Origin of the sequence: Aurantibacter crassamenti, from assembly GCF_016811105.1 — a bacterium.
GTDB lineage: Bacteria > Bacteroidota > Bacteroidia > Flavobacteriales > Flavobacteriaceae > Aurantibacter_A > Aurantibacter_A crassamenti.
Genome location: NZ_JAFBGM010000001.1, coordinates 2418110 through 2435370 on the forward strand (window position 1 = coordinate 2418110; position 17261 = coordinate 2435370).

15 protein-coding genes are annotated in these 17261 nt (G+C 34.3%); 3 read left to right on the forward strand and 12 right to left on the reverse strand.

Features of this window, described 5'->3' with window-relative positions; genetic code table 11:
- Nucleotides 1–87: 87 nt before the first annotated feature.
- The 9 genes from JQC67_RS10025 to JQC67_RS10065 form a co-directional block, all read right to left on the reverse strand.
- On the reverse strand, nt 88–1047 hold the full coding sequence (locus JQC67_RS10025) for a DUF1593 domain-containing protein (RefSeq protein ID WP_203252676.1): 960 nt from the start codon (nt 1045–1047) through the stop codon (nt 88–90).
- Nucleotides 1044–2441: a Gfo/Idh/MocA family oxidoreductase gene (locus JQC67_RS10030; protein ID WP_203252677.1), complete on the reverse strand. Its 1398-nt coding sequence runs from the start codon at nt 2439–2441 to the stop codon at nt 1044–1046. The genes JQC67_RS10025 and JQC67_RS10030 overlap by 4 nt, the downstream gene beginning before the upstream one ends.
- Nucleotides 2442–2563: 122 nt before the next feature.
- Complete coding sequence (gene secA, locus JQC67_RS10035; protein ID WP_203252678.1) at nt 2564–5929, reverse strand: preprotein translocase subunit SecA; 3366 nt, start codon at nt 5927–5929, stop codon at nt 2564–2566.
- A gap of 182 nt (nt 5930–6111) precedes the next feature.
- Nucleotides 6112–6336: a DUF2795 domain-containing protein gene (locus JQC67_RS10040; RefSeq protein WP_013994285.1), complete on the reverse strand. Its 225-nt coding sequence runs from the start codon at nt 6334–6336 to the stop codon at nt 6112–6114.
- A 136-nt stretch (nt 6337–6472) separates the two neighbouring features.
- Complete coding sequence (locus JQC67_RS10045) at nt 6473–7048, reverse strand: cob(I)yrinic acid a,c-diamide adenosyltransferase (RefSeq protein ID WP_203252679.1); 576 nt, start codon at nt 7046–7048, stop codon at nt 6473–6475.
- Nucleotides 7049–7097: 49 nt separating this feature from the next.
- Entirely contained in the window at nt 7098–7244 is a 147-nt protein-coding gene (locus JQC67_RS10050; RefSeq protein ID WP_203252680.1) for a hypothetical protein, read from the reverse strand.
- 18 nt (nt 7245–7262) lie between these two features.
- Entirely contained in the window at nt 7263–7760 is a 498-nt protein-coding gene (locus tag JQC67_RS10055; protein ID WP_203252681.1) for a hypothetical protein, read from the reverse strand.
- Between the two features lie 5 nt (nt 7761–7765).
- Nucleotides 7766–9646 (reverse strand): ABC-F family ATP-binding cassette domain-containing protein, encoded by a 1881-nt coding sequence (locus JQC67_RS10060; protein WP_203252682.1) that lies wholly within the window; start codon nt 9644–9646, stop codon nt 7766–7768.
- A gap of 5 nt (nt 9647–9651) precedes the next feature.
- Nucleotides 9652–10908: a lipoprotein N-acyltransferase Lnb domain-containing protein gene (locus tag JQC67_RS10065; RefSeq protein ID WP_238934564.1), complete on the reverse strand. Its 1257-nt coding sequence runs from the start codon at nt 10906–10908 to the stop codon at nt 9652–9654.
- Between the two features lie 13 nt (nt 10909–10921).
- Between JQC67_RS10065 and JQC67_RS10070 the strand changes: the two genes are divergently transcribed.
- The gene (locus JQC67_RS10070) at nt 10922–11659 is read left to right on the forward strand and encodes a CDP-alcohol phosphatidyltransferase family protein (protein WP_203252684.1); all 738 of its coding nucleotides are present in this window, start codon (nt 10922–10924) and stop codon (nt 11657–11659) included.
- Between the two features lie 166 nt (nt 11660–11825).
- Complete coding sequence (locus tag JQC67_RS10075; protein WP_203252685.1) at nt 11826–12167, forward strand: DUF1801 domain-containing protein; 342 nt, start codon at nt 11826–11828, stop codon at nt 12165–12167.
- A gap of 12 nt (nt 12168–12179) precedes the next feature.
- On the opposite strand, the gene lptB is transcribed toward JQC67_RS10075, so the two are convergent.
- Genes lptB through JQC67_RS10090 form a run of 3 tightly spaced genes read right to left on the reverse strand, consistent with a single transcriptional unit; the run spans nt 12180 to nt 14792 of the window.
- Nucleotides 12180–12920, reverse strand: a complete 741-nt coding sequence (lptB, locus tag JQC67_RS10080; RefSeq protein ID WP_203252686.1) for an LPS export ABC transporter ATP-binding protein — start codon at nt 12918–12920, stop codon at nt 12180–12182.
- A gap of 52 nt (nt 12921–12972) precedes the next feature.
- Nucleotides 12973–13827 carry a twin-arginine translocase subunit TatC gene (gene tatC, locus JQC67_RS10085; RefSeq protein WP_203252687.1) on the reverse strand — a complete coding sequence of 285 codons (855 nt, stop codon included), beginning with the start codon at nt 13825–13827 and terminating at the stop codon, nt 12973–12975.
- Nucleotides 13827–14792, reverse strand: coding sequence for a KpsF/GutQ family sugar-phosphate isomerase (locus tag JQC67_RS10090; protein ID WP_203253241.1), 966 nt, complete (start codon nt 14790–14792; stop codon nt 13827–13829). The genes tatC and JQC67_RS10090 overlap by 1 nt, the downstream gene beginning before the upstream one ends.
- 241 nt (nt 14793–15033) lie before the next feature.
- Here JQC67_RS10090 and JQC67_RS10095 point away from each other — a divergent pair, with 241 nt between their 5' ends.
- Nucleotides 15034–17226, forward strand: a complete 2193-nt coding sequence (locus tag JQC67_RS10095) for a RecQ family ATP-dependent DNA helicase (protein ID WP_203252688.1) — start codon at nt 15034–15036, stop codon at nt 17224–17226.
- Nucleotides 17227–17261: the final 35 nt, after the last annotated feature.

The following is a 17261-nucleotide window of genomic DNA, read 5'->3' on the forward strand; positions in this document are numbered from 1 at the left end:
CATGCAAATTAAAGAAGTAAAACTAACTATGTTTTCCATTCTTTTCAAGACTTATTACAGTTAATTACATTGAGCGTCAACATCTTTCTATGGATTATCAGTTAGCGACAACATTCTTTTTTTCCAATCATCTAAAAATAGTTTTCTGTGTTTACTAACGGTTTTGGCTCCAATATGATTCCCAGTTTTAAGAGAATCTACTGGGTTGTCTACCCAATAATTAGAGCCATGAGAATTTTTAATAAATGAACCACCCCAACTTGAATCGGATGGGTCATTAATATCTCCTGATAAAAAATAGAGCACAGAAGGTGTATCTCCCATTTTAATATCTTTTTTCTTTTGATAGAAAAGATTACCTAAAGCACCATGGTTTTTTATAGCGGTAGAGACAAAAGAAATGTTTCCGTAAGTATCATCTTGATATCCACCTTGGTACATTCCTCTAAACGTATGGTCATTTTCAATCCACCATAAGTCGTCATGGTTTTTATAAAGATAATCTCTCGCTTTTGGGTCTTGTCTTGTGTTCCACGATCCAATAGAATATACTCTAATTCTCTTTTTTATATCTGGATTTTGATGTACGGCTTGAGCCACGTCAGTAATAGATCCCCAAACCAATATCCAAAGTGGGCTGGTTTCATTTTCCATAGCCTTTTCTATAATGTACTTAGCTCCTTCGGATACTTCTTGCGGAATCTCATGGGTTTGTGGGTCTAAAGCTCCTTGTTTAGTGCGATTTCTTAAGATTTCTGGCGCTACATAATTTTTAGAATGTTTCTGTAATGCTTCAAAATCTTTCTCATAAGCATCTATGGCCTCAAGGATATCTTTTTTTCTACCTATACTTGGAGGTGAACTAATTAAACCTTGAATGTCAAATTTGTCAGCATATATTAGAAGATGAACCATTGACTGAAAATCGTCAGGATCATCACCACCAATATCGGTGCTAACAATTATTCTAGGCAATTCAGATTGACCATAAAAATTAGAAGAAGAAAAACAAATAGCAAGGAAGACCAATACTATTTGATACTTCATGATAATCTCTTTTCTTCTGGAACTAAATCTGTTAAATCGCCAATTTTAATAGGTTTTTTTTCTTCAATACTGCGTCTTGCAGCGATACCAATTAATATTGACATAGCGCCATCTCTAATTCCGGCGGGTCTATCGAATTCGTCTTCAACTCCGGTATTTCTGAACATTGAATCTTGCAATTTTTTGTCGCCACCACCATGACCGGCTCTTGATGTCTTCACTTCAATAGTTTCAAAATCTTGACGATTTTTATGAACAATAATAGGTTCAAGGTCAAACATTTCTTCACCTGATTGTTTCATTTCTGCCTTATGCAATTCTTCTTGATCAACTGAGACTTTTTTGGTATAAGGAATATCAAGCCAGGCTTCAATTCGACCTTCAGTACCGTTGAACGCTACTCTCCAACCTTCGATTGGTGAATAAGTGGTCAATGAATAATTAAGTACCGTATTGTCTTTGTATTTAACTTGGGCCGACATTTTATCGTAAATATCTATTTCCTCTCTAAATAGACAGTTGTCACGAATATATCCGTCATGCTCTTCATTGTTGGCATAAAGTTTCATCGCATGTTCATCTTTGGTTATATCCCAATGGTAATCGCATTTAGTTTTGTGTTCACAACTTCTGCAATTTGAACCACGAAAGGGCCCGTTTTTACCATAATGTTCTAAATCACCATAAGCAAAAACCTCTTCTGGGTCTGAATCGATCCACCAGTTCAATAAATCGAAATGATGCGTTGATTTATGTACCCAAAGTGACCCACCACTTTCCATTTGACCATGCCATCTTCTAAAGTATGAGGCACCGTGATAAGTATTCAAATACCAATGAAAATCAACCGAAGTCAATTCGCCAATACTATTATTCTGTAACAATTCTTTTATTTTCGTTGCGTACGGACTCCATCTATAATTAAATCCGACAATTAGTTTTTTATCAGATTTTCGTTCAGCGTCTAATATTGCTTGACATTTTGTCTCATCTGTAGTCAAGGGCTTTTCTGTGAGTACATCACAACCCATTTCTAGACCTTTTATGATATATTCGTGGTGCGTTGAATCTTTGGTCGTTACAATAACTAAATCAGGCTTAGATTTGTTGATCATTTTCTCAAAATCTGAATAAGTTTTGCATTTAACACCAATAAATTCTTTGGCATACTCTAACCTTCCAGGGTTGATATCACACAATCCTACAAATTCCAACAAATCTGAATACTCATCAACCAATCTTTTCCCCCAAAAACCTGAACCACGTACTCCTGTTCCGACCAATACTACTTTTAATTTTTCTTCTTTTCCAAAATCAAATGCGTGAATAGGCATGGCCGAACTTGCGGCTAACATACTTATTGAAGTGATAAATTTTCTACGGCTTGTTGTCATTTTCAATATTTTAAAGTTTCACTTAAATATATAGAATTTTGATTGAATATGATTTGTTTTAATTTTTGAGCATAAAAAAAGGCGATGTATTACATCGCCTTAGTTACTACATTATGTATTATTTACTCTTCTGTCAAAACCCATTCGCCTTTTTCAATTAAGACTTCAGCTTGTTTATATTTTAGGGTCTTGTTTTCACCAGACATTATGTTTTTAATAGTGACTCGTTCATTTCGTCCTATTTTTCGTGTATCACGAATAATGGTTTCTGTGACTTGAGGGCGCTGACCTTGACTTTGTCCAGCCGCTCTATTAAGTGCAGCTAATTCGTCGCTATTCGGTATATCTGCTTTAGATGTTTGTATATTTTCTTTAGGACGTTGCACTTGTCGCGCCTCTTGAATTTCATTTGGGTTACCACTTGGTAATTCCCCCTTAAATAAGAAAGAAACAACTTCTTTATTTACCTTCTCAATCATTGCTTTAAACAACTCAAAAGCTTCAAACTTATAAATCAATAATGGATCCTTTTGCTCATGAACTGCTAATTGAACTGATTGTTTCAATTCGTCCATTTTACGTAAATGTGTTTTCCAAGAATCATCAATAATGGCTAAACTGATGTTTTTCTCAAAATCTGTCACTAATTCTTTGCCTTCACTATCATATGCGTCTTGAAGGTTGGTAACAACATTTAAAGTTTTAATTCCATCAGTAAAGGGAACTACAATACGTTCAAATTTATTCGCATTGTCTTCATAAACTTTTTTAATTACTGGGTATGCTGTTGCAGCATTACGTTCAATCTTACTTTGATAATGATTGTAAGCTGATTTGTATACAGCATTAGTAATTTCTTGAAAGCCTAATTTTGAAAACTCATCTTCAGAAATTGGCGAAGTAATTGAGAAGTACTTTATAAGTTCGAACTCAAAGTTTTTAAAGTCGCTTGCATTTTTATTTGTTTCAGCAATTACTTCACAGGTATCATATACCATATTGGCAATGTCTACTTTAAGACGTTCACCTTGAAGCGCATGACGTCTTCTTTTGTATACAACTTCACGTTGTGCGTTCATTACATCATCATACTCAAGTAATCGCTTACGAACACCAAAATTGTTTTCTTCAACTTTTTTCTGTGCACGTTCAATAGATTTGGTCATCATTGAATGCTGAATTACTTCACCATCTTCAAGTCCCATTTTATCCATCATTTTAGCAACACGGTCAGAACCAAAAAGGCGCATCAAGTTATCTTCTAATGACACGTAAAACTGTGAGCTTCCTGGATCACCTTGACGACCTGAACGACCACGTAACTGTCTATCAACACGTCTTGAATCATGTCTTTCAGTACCTACAATTGCTAAACCACCTGCTTCTTTTACTTGGTTTGATAATTTAATATCGGTACCTCTACCTGCCATGTTAGTAGCTATTGTAACAATACCTGCATTACCAGCTTCGGCAACAACATCGGCTTCTTTTTTATGCAATTTGGCGTTCAAAACATTATGCTCAACCTTTCTGATATGCAACATACGTGAAAGCAATTCAGAAATCTCAACTGAAGTTGTACCAATTAGTACCGGCCTGCCTTGTTGCGAAAGTTTGGTAACCTCATCAATAATAGCATTGTATTTTTCACGCTTCGTTTTATAAATTAAATCGTGTCTATCATCACGAGCGATAGGTCTGTTTGTTGGGATTTCCATCACATCTAACTTGTAGATTTCCCAAAATTCACCAGCTTCTGTAATGGCAGTACCTGTCATACCTGACAGCTTTCGATACATTCTAAAATAATTCTGTAACGTAACCGTAGCAAAGGTTTGAGTTAAGGCCTCAATTTTTACATTTTCTTTTGCTTCAATGGCTTGGTGAAGTCCGTCTGAATACCGACGACCATCCATAATACGACCGGTTTGTTCGTCTACAATCATCACCTTGTTATCCATCACTACATACTCAACATCTTTTTCGAATAGGGTATAGGCTTTTAATAATTGACGCATAGTATGAATGCGCTCACTTTTTACACCAAATTCTCTAAACAATTCATCTTTGAGCTCGGCTTCTTCTTCAATATCAAGATTCTGATTTTCAATCTTTGCTATTTCACCACCAATATCAGGCATAACGAAGAAATCTTTATTTTCTTTATCACCAGAAATATATTCAATACCCTTATCAGTAAGTTCAATTTGATTGTTTTTCTCTTCAATTACGAATAACAATTCTTCATCAACAACCGGCATTTCTCGGTTGTTATCTTGCATATAGTAGTTTTCGGTTTTTTGCAATAATTGCTTTATACCTTCTTCACTCAAGTACTTTATAAGCGCTTTGTTTTTCGGAAGACCTCTATGCACACGTAATAAAAGGAAACCACCTTCTTTGGTGTCACCTTCAGAAATTTTCTTTTTAGCTTCAGCAAGAACGCCAGTTAAATATTGTTTTTGTTTCTGAACGATATCAGAAATTTTCGGTTTTAATTCATTGAATTCATGGCGTTCACCTTCAGGTACTGGACCTGAAATAATTAATGGTGTACGGGCATCATCTACTAAAACTGAATCTACCTCATCTACAATTGCAAAATTTTGTGGACGTTGAACCAAATCTTTTGGCGTATGAGCCATATTGTCACGTAGGTAGTCAAATCCAAATTCATTGTTAGTACCATATGTAATATCTGCATTATAAGCAGCACGTCTACCATCAGAATTAGGTCTGTGGTAATCTATACAATCAACAGTAAGTCCGTGAAATTCAAAAATAGGCGCCATCCAAGCACTATCACGTTTGGCGAGATAATCATTCACTGTAACTAAATGTGTACCATTGCCGGAAAGAGCATTTAAGTATAATGGCAAAGTAGCAACTAAGGTTTTACCTTCACCCGTATGCATCTCGGCAATTTTACCTTGGTGCATTGCAATACCACCAATCAATTGCACATCATAATGAATCATATCCCAGGTAACTTCTTTACCAGCGGCATTCCAAGAGTTTTTCCAAAGGGCACTATCGCCGTCTAAGGTTACGTAATCTTTAGTTGCTGAAAGTTCTCTATCTCTCTCAGAGGCTATAACAGTTAAGGTTTCATTAGCTACAAAACGCTTTGCAGTTTCTTTTACAACGGCAAAGGCTTCAGGTAGAATTTCATTTAAGGTATTTTCAGAAATCGCATAGATTTCATCTTTTAGCTTATCTATTTCAGCATAGATATCTTCATTTTTGTCAATATCTTTTGAAGCTTGTACTTCTTCTTTAAGCGCTTCAATTTTGCTCGTTTCTGTCGCGTAGCTTTCTTTTATTTTATTCTTGAATTCTGACGTTTTATTCCGAAGCTCATCAATACTAAGACCTTCAAGGGCTTGTTCAAATGATTTTATTTTATTGAGGAGTGGCTGAAGTTCTTTGACATCTTTCTTAGACTTGTCGCCAACAAACGTTTTTATGATAGAATTGATAAAACTCATAATATGTTCATGTTATTTCTAAACCACTTAAAATTACAAGTGATTTCTTGAAAAATTATTGTTATCAGTAAAGCAAATGGTATTCCAGTTCTGATTTTCTTAGAAAAGATCTTTAATAGCTGACAAAATTACATAAAAAAAAAGCCTCCGAAGAGACTTTTACGACACATTAGGTCTATATTTTAATATTCATCCTCGTTCCAGAGGTAGTCTTCTTCGGTAGGGTAGTCTGGCCAAATCTCTTCAATAGATTCGTAAATTTCTCCACCTTCTTCTTCCATTGATTGTAGATTCTCCACTACTTCTAGAGGAGCTCCGGTTCTAATAGAGTAATCTATTAGTTCGTCTTTTGTTGCGGGCCAGGGTGCATCACTTAAATAAGATGCTAATTCTAATGTCCAATACATGGTAGTAGTTTGATTTTTAAATTTTTGCAAAAATAATTTTATTACTGACACCTACAAGCTATTTTGGACTTATTTTGTTCAGATTGTACAATTATTCCGACGTTAATAATTTGATAACGGAGAAATTAGGGAATTATTAGCCTTTTTTGGCGGGCATCCATTTTATTTCATCCACATTAAGACTAAGTGACAATTTTCGTGCCAAGACAAACAAATAATCAGATAATCGATTTAAATAAGAAAGCACTTTACTATCAATGGTTTGATGCTCATTTAAAGTAGATGCGCTGCGTTCTGCTCGCCGACAAACTGTACGAGCAATATGGCAATATGATACCGTAGTATGACCGCCAGGAAGTATAAAATGCGTCATTTCAGGAAGCACTTCATTCATAAGGTCTATTTCATTTTCTAAAAAACTAACATCCGCTGCGTCTATTTTATTAATATTCAAACGCTCTTCGCCAGATTTTAAAATTGCTTTTTCAGGATCAGTTGCCAAAATGGCACCTATTATGAATAGTTTATGTTGAATGTTTAATAAATCAACTTTATAATTTGCATCTATTTCTTGGTCTTTAAGTAGACCTAGCCAAGAGTTTAACTCATCTACACAACCGAGTGCATCAATTCTAAGATTGTGTTTTGAAACACGCGTACCACCATATAATGAGGTTTGTCCTTTGTCACCGGTCTTAGTATAAATTTTCATGCTAAAAGTTTAAATGCTATGAATTCGATTAAAATCTATTTCAACTTTTTTATTCTTCTTTTTTTCTGTCGCTACGGGTATTGCCTTCCATGAATTTTTTAGACTTTCGTTCTTTTGAACGATTTCTATTTCGCATAGATATAAAAAGATAAATTGCAAATAAACCTCCTGCTATATAATAAATTGATTTGTCCATATTTCTAAAATTACTTGTTTAAAGTCTAATTTTAAAATGTTCTTTAACTTGTTCTTTTCGTTTAAATACAACACCACAACTAAAAAAGTCAATTGTTACGGTCGCCTTTTCAGCAGCTACAATTTGCTGCCATTGCTTTAATGTATTTTTATTTTTGTTAATGCTATTGATTAAAAGCATTGAATTATTATGTGTTTTTTCTTCGGATAAAAAGACATTAAATACCTTAGGTGTTAATTCATCAGCATACATCAAGTCAATTTTATTTTCATCAAAATTACAGTTTTTGAATTTTTGACGTATCAAGTCCCTCACTATAGTATTGCCAATAACTTGTATATTTTGATAGTTAAAATAAGCAATGCTTTTTAGTAAGACATCTATTGTTTTTGATTGTTTGTATGTCTTTTTATGATAGATACATTTAGTAATATAATTAAAAACAAAAGGGGAGTGCAACCCATGTTGATTGGTTGCAGACGCTAAGAATTTTAAACGATTAAAAAATAGTGACATGTTAATTAGCCTTCAACAATTGCTGATAGTTCAAACCAGCGTTCAGTTTTTTGTTCAATAGAATCTATTACCTGTTTTAACTCATTAGAAAGTTTTTCAATTAATTCACCTTCTATGGTTTCTGTTGTAAAACGATGCTGAATCTTTTCTTTTTTACTTTCAAGTTGTTGAATTTCTTTTTCAAGCTTGTTATATTCTTTCTGTTGAGAGTAGGTTAGTTTACTACTTTGGTCTTCTTTTTTCCAAGATTTTTTCTCTTTGGCTTCCTGCTTGTCAGCATCCTTTTGTGCACGGTCTGCAAGTAGTAAACTATTTTCATAATCACGATAATCTGAATAGTTACCCGGAAAATCAAGAATTTCACCTTCGCCCTGAAATACAAAAAGGTGGTCTACAATTTTGTCCATAAAATATCGATCATGCGAAACAACAATTAAACATCCTGGAAAATCTAATAAAAAGTTTTCGAGAATATTGAGCGTTACAATATCAAGGTCATTAGTAGGTTCATCTAATATTAAAAAATTAGGATTCTGAATCAACACCGTACATAAATACAAACGCTTTCTTTCACCACCACTTAATTTGGCAACAAAATCATATTGCTTTTTTCTATCAAAAAGAAAGCGCTCTAGAAGTTGTTGTGCCGAAATTTGTTTTCCTTTTTTTAGAGGAATGAAATCACCAAAATCTCTGATAACATCAATCACCTTTTGGCCTTCTTTTATTTCTATTCCGCTTTGCGTGTAGTAACCAAATTTAAGTGTGTCACCTGTAACAACTTTACCGGCATCTGGTTGATCTTTACCAGTTATTATATTTAGAAAAGTTGATTTTCCTGTTCCGTTTTTACCAATAATACCAATGCGATCACCGCGCTGAAAATTATAGTCAAATTGGTTTAAAATAGTTTTACCGGGGTATGATTTTGAAATCTTGTGCAGTTCCAAAATCTTATTCCCCATACGGTCCATATTAATTTCTAATTGCACCTCATGCTCATCTCTTCTTTTGCCTGCTCGTGCCTTGATCTCAGAAAAATCATCAATACGTGATTTTGATTTTGTGGTACGTGCTTTGGGTTGACGACGCATCCAATCAAGCTCTTTTTTGAAAAGTCTTTTAGATTTATGTAGTTCAACATCTTCTTGCTCTATGCGCGCCTCCTTTTTTTCAAGGTAGTAACTATAATTTCCTTTATAAGGATAAAGTTGCCCGTTATCTAATTCTATAATTTCATTACAAACACGTTCTAAGAAATAGCGATCGTGTGTGACCATAAATAGTGATAGATTCTCTTTTGCAAAGTATTCTTCTAACCATTCAATCATTTCAAGATCAAGGTGATTGGTAGGCTCATCTAAAATTAATAAATCAGGTTTGTTAATAAGGGCATTTGCAAGTGCAAGTCTTTTCTTTTGTCCGCCAGAAAGCTTTCCAACTTTAGCAGATAAATCATCCAATTTTAGTTTAAATAAAATTTGTTTGTATAGTGTTTCAAAATCCCAAGCTTGGTAGCGTTCCATGTCTTCAAAGGCAGCCTGATAAAGATCTGCATTTTCAGGATTTTGAAGTGCTTTTTCATAGCGCTCAATAACTTTTAGAACTTCATTGTCAGATGCAAAAATTGCCTGCTCTACAGTTAGATTAGCATCAAGATCTGGCTCTTGTTGTAAAAATGAAACTCTAATATCTTTTCTGAAATTTACTTGTCCAGAATCAGCTGAATCTAGTCCTGCTAAAATTTTAAGTATTGATGTTTTTCCAGTGCCATTTTTGGCAATTAGAGCAATTTTCTGATCCTTATTTATTCCGAAGGATAAGTCTTCAAACAAGACCAATTCGCCGTATGATTTGGAAATACGTTCTATTGTTGCAAGATTCATTTGGTTTATTGTTTAAAAGAGAATCTGTTGTATAAAAACAGATAACGAGTGATTAATACTAGTAAAAGAGGAATGATTAATACTGAGAATGATTGTAGCTTAAATATCCACAAGACTAGCATGATTACAATTAAGAATAATAAGAATGTTAGGTATTTTAAAAGCCAATTTGGCGGCGTTTTTTTAAGCAGAAAAAAGGCTGCAAAACTGTTTAGCGGAAATAGCCATAGTATATTGAAATTATTGACTGTCCATATGTGGTCTGTTAAAAACCAAAGATAAAAAATGAGCAAACCATGCAAGCCGATTACAAAAAATAAGATAAAATCAAACCAACGGCTGCGCTTATTATTCTTGAAATCTTTATAGGTTATTAAAATAGTAATGATAAGAACAAAAACGAACCAAAAAAGTGGTGTCAAGAAAAAGTTGCTTTCTGAATCTTGTTCAACAGCACTTATTAATTCAGTTTCGTTAGGGCATAAGAGTTGACCATTTAATTTTGTGCTTTTTAATTGTTTGCTGACATATTTGGGTAAAAACATATGCTCTAGCGGAGTTGCTTTTCTATCTATTGCAGAGCCTAAGGCAAGATCAATACCAAATTGCCCCCATGAATTGGTCTGTAAATTATGACGCATGAGCTCTCTAAAAGTATATGTAGTGTCTATATATTGCTCGTTATAAATAAGTTTGTCACCAAACACTTCTTTTTGAACGTCCCATATTTTGGTTGCACAATTGTTTAATAGATAATCATATTTATAGACTCTATTTTCGGGTCTCGCATTATTTTCTAAAAACAGAAACAACGCGTTTCGCTCTGCTAAATCAATATGTAATTCTTGTTCTTTTACCCATCTACCTTCCGTTTTGTATTCATATAGAAAATCGGTAAAATAGTTTCGGGCTAACAAATAATCCATCCTTCCTTGCGAAAATTCATAGTAGAATTGTGTTCCGCTAGCATCAAAAACACCGTAATTATAGACCACATCAATTTTCTGAGCTGGGTCTTGAACACGTATAGCACTATGGCCAAAAGCAGTATATAATATCTCGCCAGGGCCACAGGTTAAAACACTTATTTTTGAAGCTGGCGAAAGTTCTACTTGCTGAGCAAAAGCAATAGCTCCAAAAAATAGTATGAAAACAAGAAGAAAACCTTTCTGCATTAATGATTTATCTGGGTGTAGGGTACAAATATCCGAATAAAATATGGCACTAGGTAAAAGCAATGTAATTTGTATTATTTTTACCAAAATGGTCTAGTATATGAAAAGGCATATTCCTAATTTTATTACACTACTTAATGTTTTCTGCGGATGTATTGCCTGTGTTTTTGCAGTTAATAATCAGCTTGAAATTGCAGCAATCTTTGTGTTTCTAGGTATATTTTTTGATTTTTTTGATGGATTAGCAGCTAGACTTTTAGATGTGCGCAGTGAACTGGGAGTACAATTAGATTCATTGGCAGATATGATTACAAGCGGTCTTGTGCCTGGTATAGTGATGTATCAGCTGTTAAGAATGGCTGAAACAGGTGGCTGGAATATAACTGCAAGTACATCAAGCATGGAAGTTTCAATAATACCTTTTTTCGGATTTTTAATTACCATGGCATCTGCATATAGATTGGCAAAATTTAATATAGATGAAAACCAGCAAGATAGTTTTATAGGGTTGCCGACACCTGCAAATGCACTATTAATTATCTCATTGCCCTTAATTATGATTTTCCATTCGAATGAATTTTTAAACGATATAATTTTAAATGAATGGTTCTTACTCGGCTTAACACTACTAAGCGCGTATCTTTTAAACTCTAATATTGAATTATTTGCGCTTAAATTCAAAAAGTGGGGGTTTAAAGAAAATGCCTTACGATACATTTTTATTATAATTAGCATTGTTCTTTTAGTTACAATGAAATATATAGCAGTGCCATTAATTATCATTTTCTACATTTTAAGTTCTATTGTGGCAAATATGCAATCAAAGAATGCTAATTGATTAATAGCAAACACATTGACTTCAATTTGGGTTGCAGAAAGCTGATTTAGTTACCACAGGCTATTAAGTTCCATTTTAAATAAGACCGCTGAGACTGCCAAAATAGGCTGTTTATTAGGGTAGGAGAGCGAGAATTCGTAAATTTATACGATACAACCTAACGACCATGAATAAAATTAAAGAAGTAACGGATTATATTGCTGGTGCTTCAAGTGAGCAAAAAGAAATGCTCGGTACACTTAGAGAGTTAATTGCAAAAGCCAACCCCGAAGTGGCGGAAAACTTTAAATGGAGTCGACCGGTTTATGCAACAGAAAAAGATTTCTGTTATTTACAATTCACTAAAAAGCACGTAAACTTGGGCTTTTTTGAATTTGATAATATTGATGATCCCAACAATTTATTAGAGGGTACAGGTAAAGAGATGCGTCATATTAAAATTGAAGACGGCTCAAAATTGAATCCACCTGTGCTTTATAAAATGATTAAGCAGGCTTCGAAGTTTTAATTAGTTGGCGAATTAAGTAATAACCTTCTTTTTACGTAGTTCAAAGTTTTTACCGAGATAAACTTTACGCACCATTTCATCGGCTGCGAGTTCTTCGGGTTCGCCAGATTTTAATATTCCACCTTCAAACATTAGGTATGAGCGCTCAGTGATGGCTAAGGTTTCTTGTACATTATGATCTGTGATTAATATACCAATGTTCTTATCTTTTAATTGAGCCACAATGGTTTGAATGTCTTCAACAGCAACAGGGTCAACCCCAGCAAAAGGTTCGTCTAGTAATATAAACTTTGGGTCTGTAGCAAGAGCACGTGCAATTTCTGTTCTTCGACGTTCACCACCTGAAAGTAAATCACCTCGGCTTTTGCGTATATGACCTAGGCTAAATTCTTCAATTAGTGCTTCCATCTTCATGAGCTGCTCTTTCTTGCTCATTTTAGTTAATTGAAGCACACTCATAATGTTTTTTTCGATACTCAGTTTTCTAAAAACCGAAGCTTCTTGCGCCAAATAACCAATTCCATTTTGCGCACGTTTATACATGGCGAAGTTGGTAATTTCCATGTCATCTAAAAATATCTTTCCGCCGTTGGGTTTAATTAGACCAACAATCATGTAGAACGAAGTAGTTTTACCAGCACCATTTGGCCCTAGTAATCCAACAATTTCCCCTTGATTTACTTCCAAAGAAATACCTTTAACAACCCTTCGGCCACTATAGGTCTTCATGATATTTTCAGCTCTTAACTTCATGATTTCAAATCTAAAACATATACTTCGACTTTATCTCGAAACACTATGTTTTTTAACTTTTTTTGGCACGCTTAGCGGCTAATTTCGCCTCTCTCTTAGCCTCATTCTTCAATACTCTTCTAGAAATGTAGATACTAATTTGATATAAAACCAATATTGGTAGAGCTACTAATATTTGACTGACAACATCTGGAGGAGTAACTACAGCGGCAATAATCAATACAACTACCAATGAGATTTTGCGATATTTTTTTAATATTTCAGGAGTAACTAGTCCTACTTTAGTTAAAAAATAAACAATAATCGGTAGCTCAAAAATTAATCCGCAAGCAACTACAGATGTTCTAACGGTAGAAATGAAAGACGCTAAATCTATATTGTTACTTACTTGAGAACTTACGGTAAAAGTTCCTAAGAAATTAATAGAAAGTGGTGCCACTAAATAATAACCAAATAATGCCCCGGTAAAAAAGAGGAGGGAAGCGGTAAAAATGAAACCTCTAGAATGTTTACGCTCATTTGGGTGCAGGCCTGGGCTTATAAACTTCCACATTTCGTACAGTAAATACGGAAACCCTACTATAAAACCAACCCAGATTGAGGTCCAGATATAAGCAGAAAATTGCCCTGACATTTCACGACTTTGAATAATAAAGGGTAATTCATCAGCACAAAAATCAGATTCAATACCTACAAAATTACCCATTTTGCATAAAAATCTGTATGTCGGAAAATCCATGCTTTTAGGTCCAAAAAGAATGGTGTCAAACAAAAAATCACTCATTAAAAGTGCGACACTAGCAATAATGACAATTGCTAAAACTGAACGAATTAAATGCCAGCGTAATTCCTCTAGATGATCTAAAAATGACATTTCATCTGGAGATTTTGTATTTTTCTTTGCCATTATAGGATGCCTTCGTTGATTAAGTTGTGCAAATGTACAACGCCTGAATATTTTATGCCATCTACAGCCAATAATTGTGAGATGCCTTTTTCTTGCATTATTTTAAGTGCTTCAACTGCTAATACTTGCGTTGATATTGTTTTCGGATTTGATGTCATGATGTCTTTGGCTTGTAATCCATTTATGCTATCAAATTTATTAAGCATGCGTCTGATATCACCATCTGTAATTATACCAACAACCTTATTGTCTTGAAGAACTGCAGCTGCGCCAAGCATTTTTTCAGATATTTCAATAATTACATCTTTAATATCCGCATCGTGTGCAACCATCGGTTTTTGATTGTTTTTTGAAATATCTAAAACTCTCAAGTATAATTTCTTACCAAGTGAGCCCCCAGGATGATATTTAGCGAAATCAGCACTATCAAACCCTTTTATGTCTAATAGACAAATGGCAAGTGCATCTCCCATTACCATTTGTGCTGTTGTGCTAGTAGTTGGGGCCAAATTATTTGGGCAAGCTTCTTTTTCTACATACGTGTTCAAAACAAAATCTGAATGATTTGCTAAAAATGAATCCGTTTTACCGGTCATGCCTACTAAAATATTGCTTCCTCGTTTTATTAGCGGTACCAACATTTTAATTTCAGGGGTATTTCCACTTTTTGAAATACAAATAACTACATCGTTTTCTTGAATGGTGCCTAAGTCGCCATGTATAGCATCAGCTGCATGCATAAAAATTGCCGGAGTACCAGTAGAATTCAAGGTTGCAACTATTTTGCTCGCCACAATTGCACTTTTTCCAATACCCGATACTATTACACGACCTTTTGATGCAATAATGCACTCAACTATTTTAGTAAAATCATTGTCTAATAAATTTGCTAGATTTTGAATAGCTGCCGCTTCATCAAAAATCGTTTTCTTTGCTAATTGTAAAATTTGTTCTGTATTACTCAAGAATAAAGTAGGTGTTCGTTTCACTAATTAATAAAACTCTCATAATATGTAAACATTTTTAAAAGAATGTTTTATATTTATATGAATACAAAATTAAGTAATCTAAGCGTATACTGTGATAATTGTTATAATCAATTGATATTATATGTGCTAGCTAACTAAAAATGACACCAATCTTCTCAAACTATACTTTTCAATCAGTAAGAATTGCGTTACTAAATTGTAAAACTAAAACCCCGTTTTGAAGGAAATAAATATACATGCACCCTTAAAAAAGTACTTTGGCTTCAATAAGTTTAAAGGACTACAAGAAGGCGTAATCCAAAATATAGTTCAAGGTAATAATACATTTGTGATAATGCCAACAGGTGGTGGTAAATCACTTTGCTATCAGTTGCCAGCATTAATGCAAGAGGGTACTGCAATTGTTGTATCGCCATTAATTGCTTTGATGAAAAATCAAGTAGATGCCATTCGTGGTATTTCGTCTGAACATGGCATTGCTCATGTACTCAACTCATCTTTGAACAAAACTGAAATAAAACAAGTAAAAGAAGATATTGTTAATGGAGTAACCAAACTGCTTTATGTTGCGCCAGAATCATTAACTAAAGACGAGAATGTTGAATTCTTTCAGTCTGTAAAAGTTTCTTTTGTAGCTGTTGATGAGGCTCATTGTATTTCTGAATGGGGTCATGATTTTAGACCAGAATACCGAAACTTAAGGTCAATTGTAAGTCGGTTAGGTGAAAATATACCAATAATAGGTTTAACGGCTACTGCAACACCTAAAGTACAAGAAGATATAATTAAAAATTTAGGAATAACAGATGCTAAAGTTTTTAAAGCTTCATTTAATAGGCCTAATTTATATTATGAGGTACGCCCAAAAACCTCTCAAGTAGATTCAGATATTATTCGATTTGTAAAAAAGAATGCTGGTAAGTCTGGTATTATATATTGTTTAAGTCGTAAACGAGTAGAAGAATTAGCTCAGGTGCTTCAGGTGAATGGTGTTAGTGCTGTTCCGTATCATGCTGGTTTTGATGCTAAAACGCGATCTAAATACCAAGATATGTTCTTGATGCAAGATGTTGATGTAGTGGTTGCAACTATTGCCTTTGGAATGGGTATAGATAAGCCAGATGTACGTTTTGTAATTCACCATGACATACCTAAGAGTATTGAAAGTTATTATCAAGAAACAGGTAGGGCTGGTCGTGATGACGGTGAGGGGCATTGCTTAGCATTCTATGCTTATAAAGACATTGAAAAATTAGAAAAATTCATGTCTAATAAACCAGTGGCTGAACAAGAAATTGGAAATGCACTTTTACAAGAGGTTGTAGCCTATGCTGAAACATCTATGTCACGTAGAAAATTCATGCTGCATTATTTTGGTGAAGAGTTTGATGAGGTAAATGGTGATGGGGCTGATATGGATGACAATGCTCGGAATCCAAAACCTAGGCAAGAAGCTAAGGATGAGGTGATTAAATTAATTACTGCTGTTCAAGAGACCAATGAAAAATTCAAATCCAAAGAAGTAGTAAATACTCTTTTGGGTAATGTGAATGCGCTTATCAAATCACATAAGGCTAATGAGAAAGAGATATTTGGAGCCGGTGCTAATAAAGACAAAGGGTTCTGGATGGCGTTAATTCGTCAGGTGTTAGTTGCGAAATTATTGAAGAAAGAAATAGAGCAATATGGTATTTTAAATATAACGGATTTGGGCCAAGCTTTTTTAAAGAAGCCAGAATCATTTATGATGACGCATGACCATGCTTATGAAGAAACTGACACTAAAGATATTGTAGGTGCAGAGAAAAGCACAGGTGCTACCGATGAAAAATTATTAAAACAGCTAAAGTCGTTGCGAAAAGCACAAGCAGATAAATTAGGAGTACCACCTTTTGTAGTATTTCAAGATCCTTCATTAGATGATATGGCGCTGAAATACCCCATAACAATTGAAGAGCTCTTAAATATTCATGGGGTAGGTGAGGGCAAAGCTAAAAAATATGGTAAGCCATTTATTCAATATATTTCGGAATACGTTGAAGAGAATGATGTTATTAGGCCTGATGATTTAGTTGTAAAGAGTACTGGTGCTAATTCAGCTCTGAAACTGTATATCATTCAGAATGTTGACCGCAAATTACCCTTGAGTGATATTGCATCAGCAAAAGGATTAGAAATTCCGGAACTTATTAAGGAGATGGAGCAGATTGTATTTAGTGGCACAAAACTGAATTTGGCCTATTGGGTAGATGAAGTTCTAGATGAAGATCAACAAGAAGAAATACATGAATACTTTCTTGAAGCAGAGTCTGATGATTTAGATGATGCCATGGAAGAATTTGATGGTGATTATGAAGACGAAGAATTACGATTGTACCGTCTGAAGTTTATTAGTGAGGTAGCGAATTAATACTTTAGATGCTTCAAAATAAAAAGGGTGTTGCT

Coding starts and splice junctions, on each gene's coding strand:
- JQC67_RS10025 (WP_203252676.1), bottom strand. CDS start 1,047: ATGAAGTATCAAATAGTATTGGTCTTCCTTGCTATTTGTTTTTCTTCT.
- JQC67_RS10030 (WP_203252677.1), bottom strand. CDS start 2,441: ATGACAACAAGCCGTAGAAAATTTATCACTTCAATAAGTATGTTAGCC.
- secA (WP_203252678.1), bottom strand. CDS start 5,929: ATGAGTTTTATCAATTCTATCATAAAAACGTTTGTTGGCGACAAGTCT.
- JQC67_RS10040 (WP_013994285.1), bottom strand. CDS start 6,336: ATGTATTGGACATTAGAATTAGCATCTTATTTAAGTGATGCACCCTGG.
- JQC67_RS10045 (WP_203252679.1), bottom strand. CDS start 7,048: ATGAAAATTTATACTAAGACCGGTGACAAAGGACAAACCTCATTATAT.
- JQC67_RS10050 (WP_203252680.1), bottom strand. CDS start 7,244: ATGGACAAATCAATTTATTATATAGCAGGAGGTTTATTTGCAATTTAT.
- JQC67_RS10055 (WP_203252681.1), bottom strand. CDS start 7,760: ATGTCACTATTTTTTAATCGTTTAAAATTCTTAGCGTCTGCAACCAAT.
- JQC67_RS10060 (WP_203252682.1), bottom strand. CDS start 9,646: ATGAATCTTGCAACAATAGAACGTATTTCCAAATCATACGGCGAATTG.
- JQC67_RS10070 (WP_203252684.1), top strand. CDS start 10,922: ATGAAAAGGCATATTCCTAATTTTATTACACTACTTAATGTTTTCTGC.
- JQC67_RS10075 (WP_203252685.1), top strand. CDS start 11,826: ATGAATAAAATTAAAGAAGTAACGGATTATATTGCTGGTGCTTCAAGT.
- lptB (WP_203252686.1), bottom strand. CDS start 12,920: ATGAAGTTAAGAGCTGAAAATATCATGAAGACCTATAGTGGCCGAAGG.
- tatC (WP_203252687.1), bottom strand. CDS start 13,827: ATGGCAAAGAAAAATACAAAATCTCCAGATGAAATGTCATTTTTAGAT.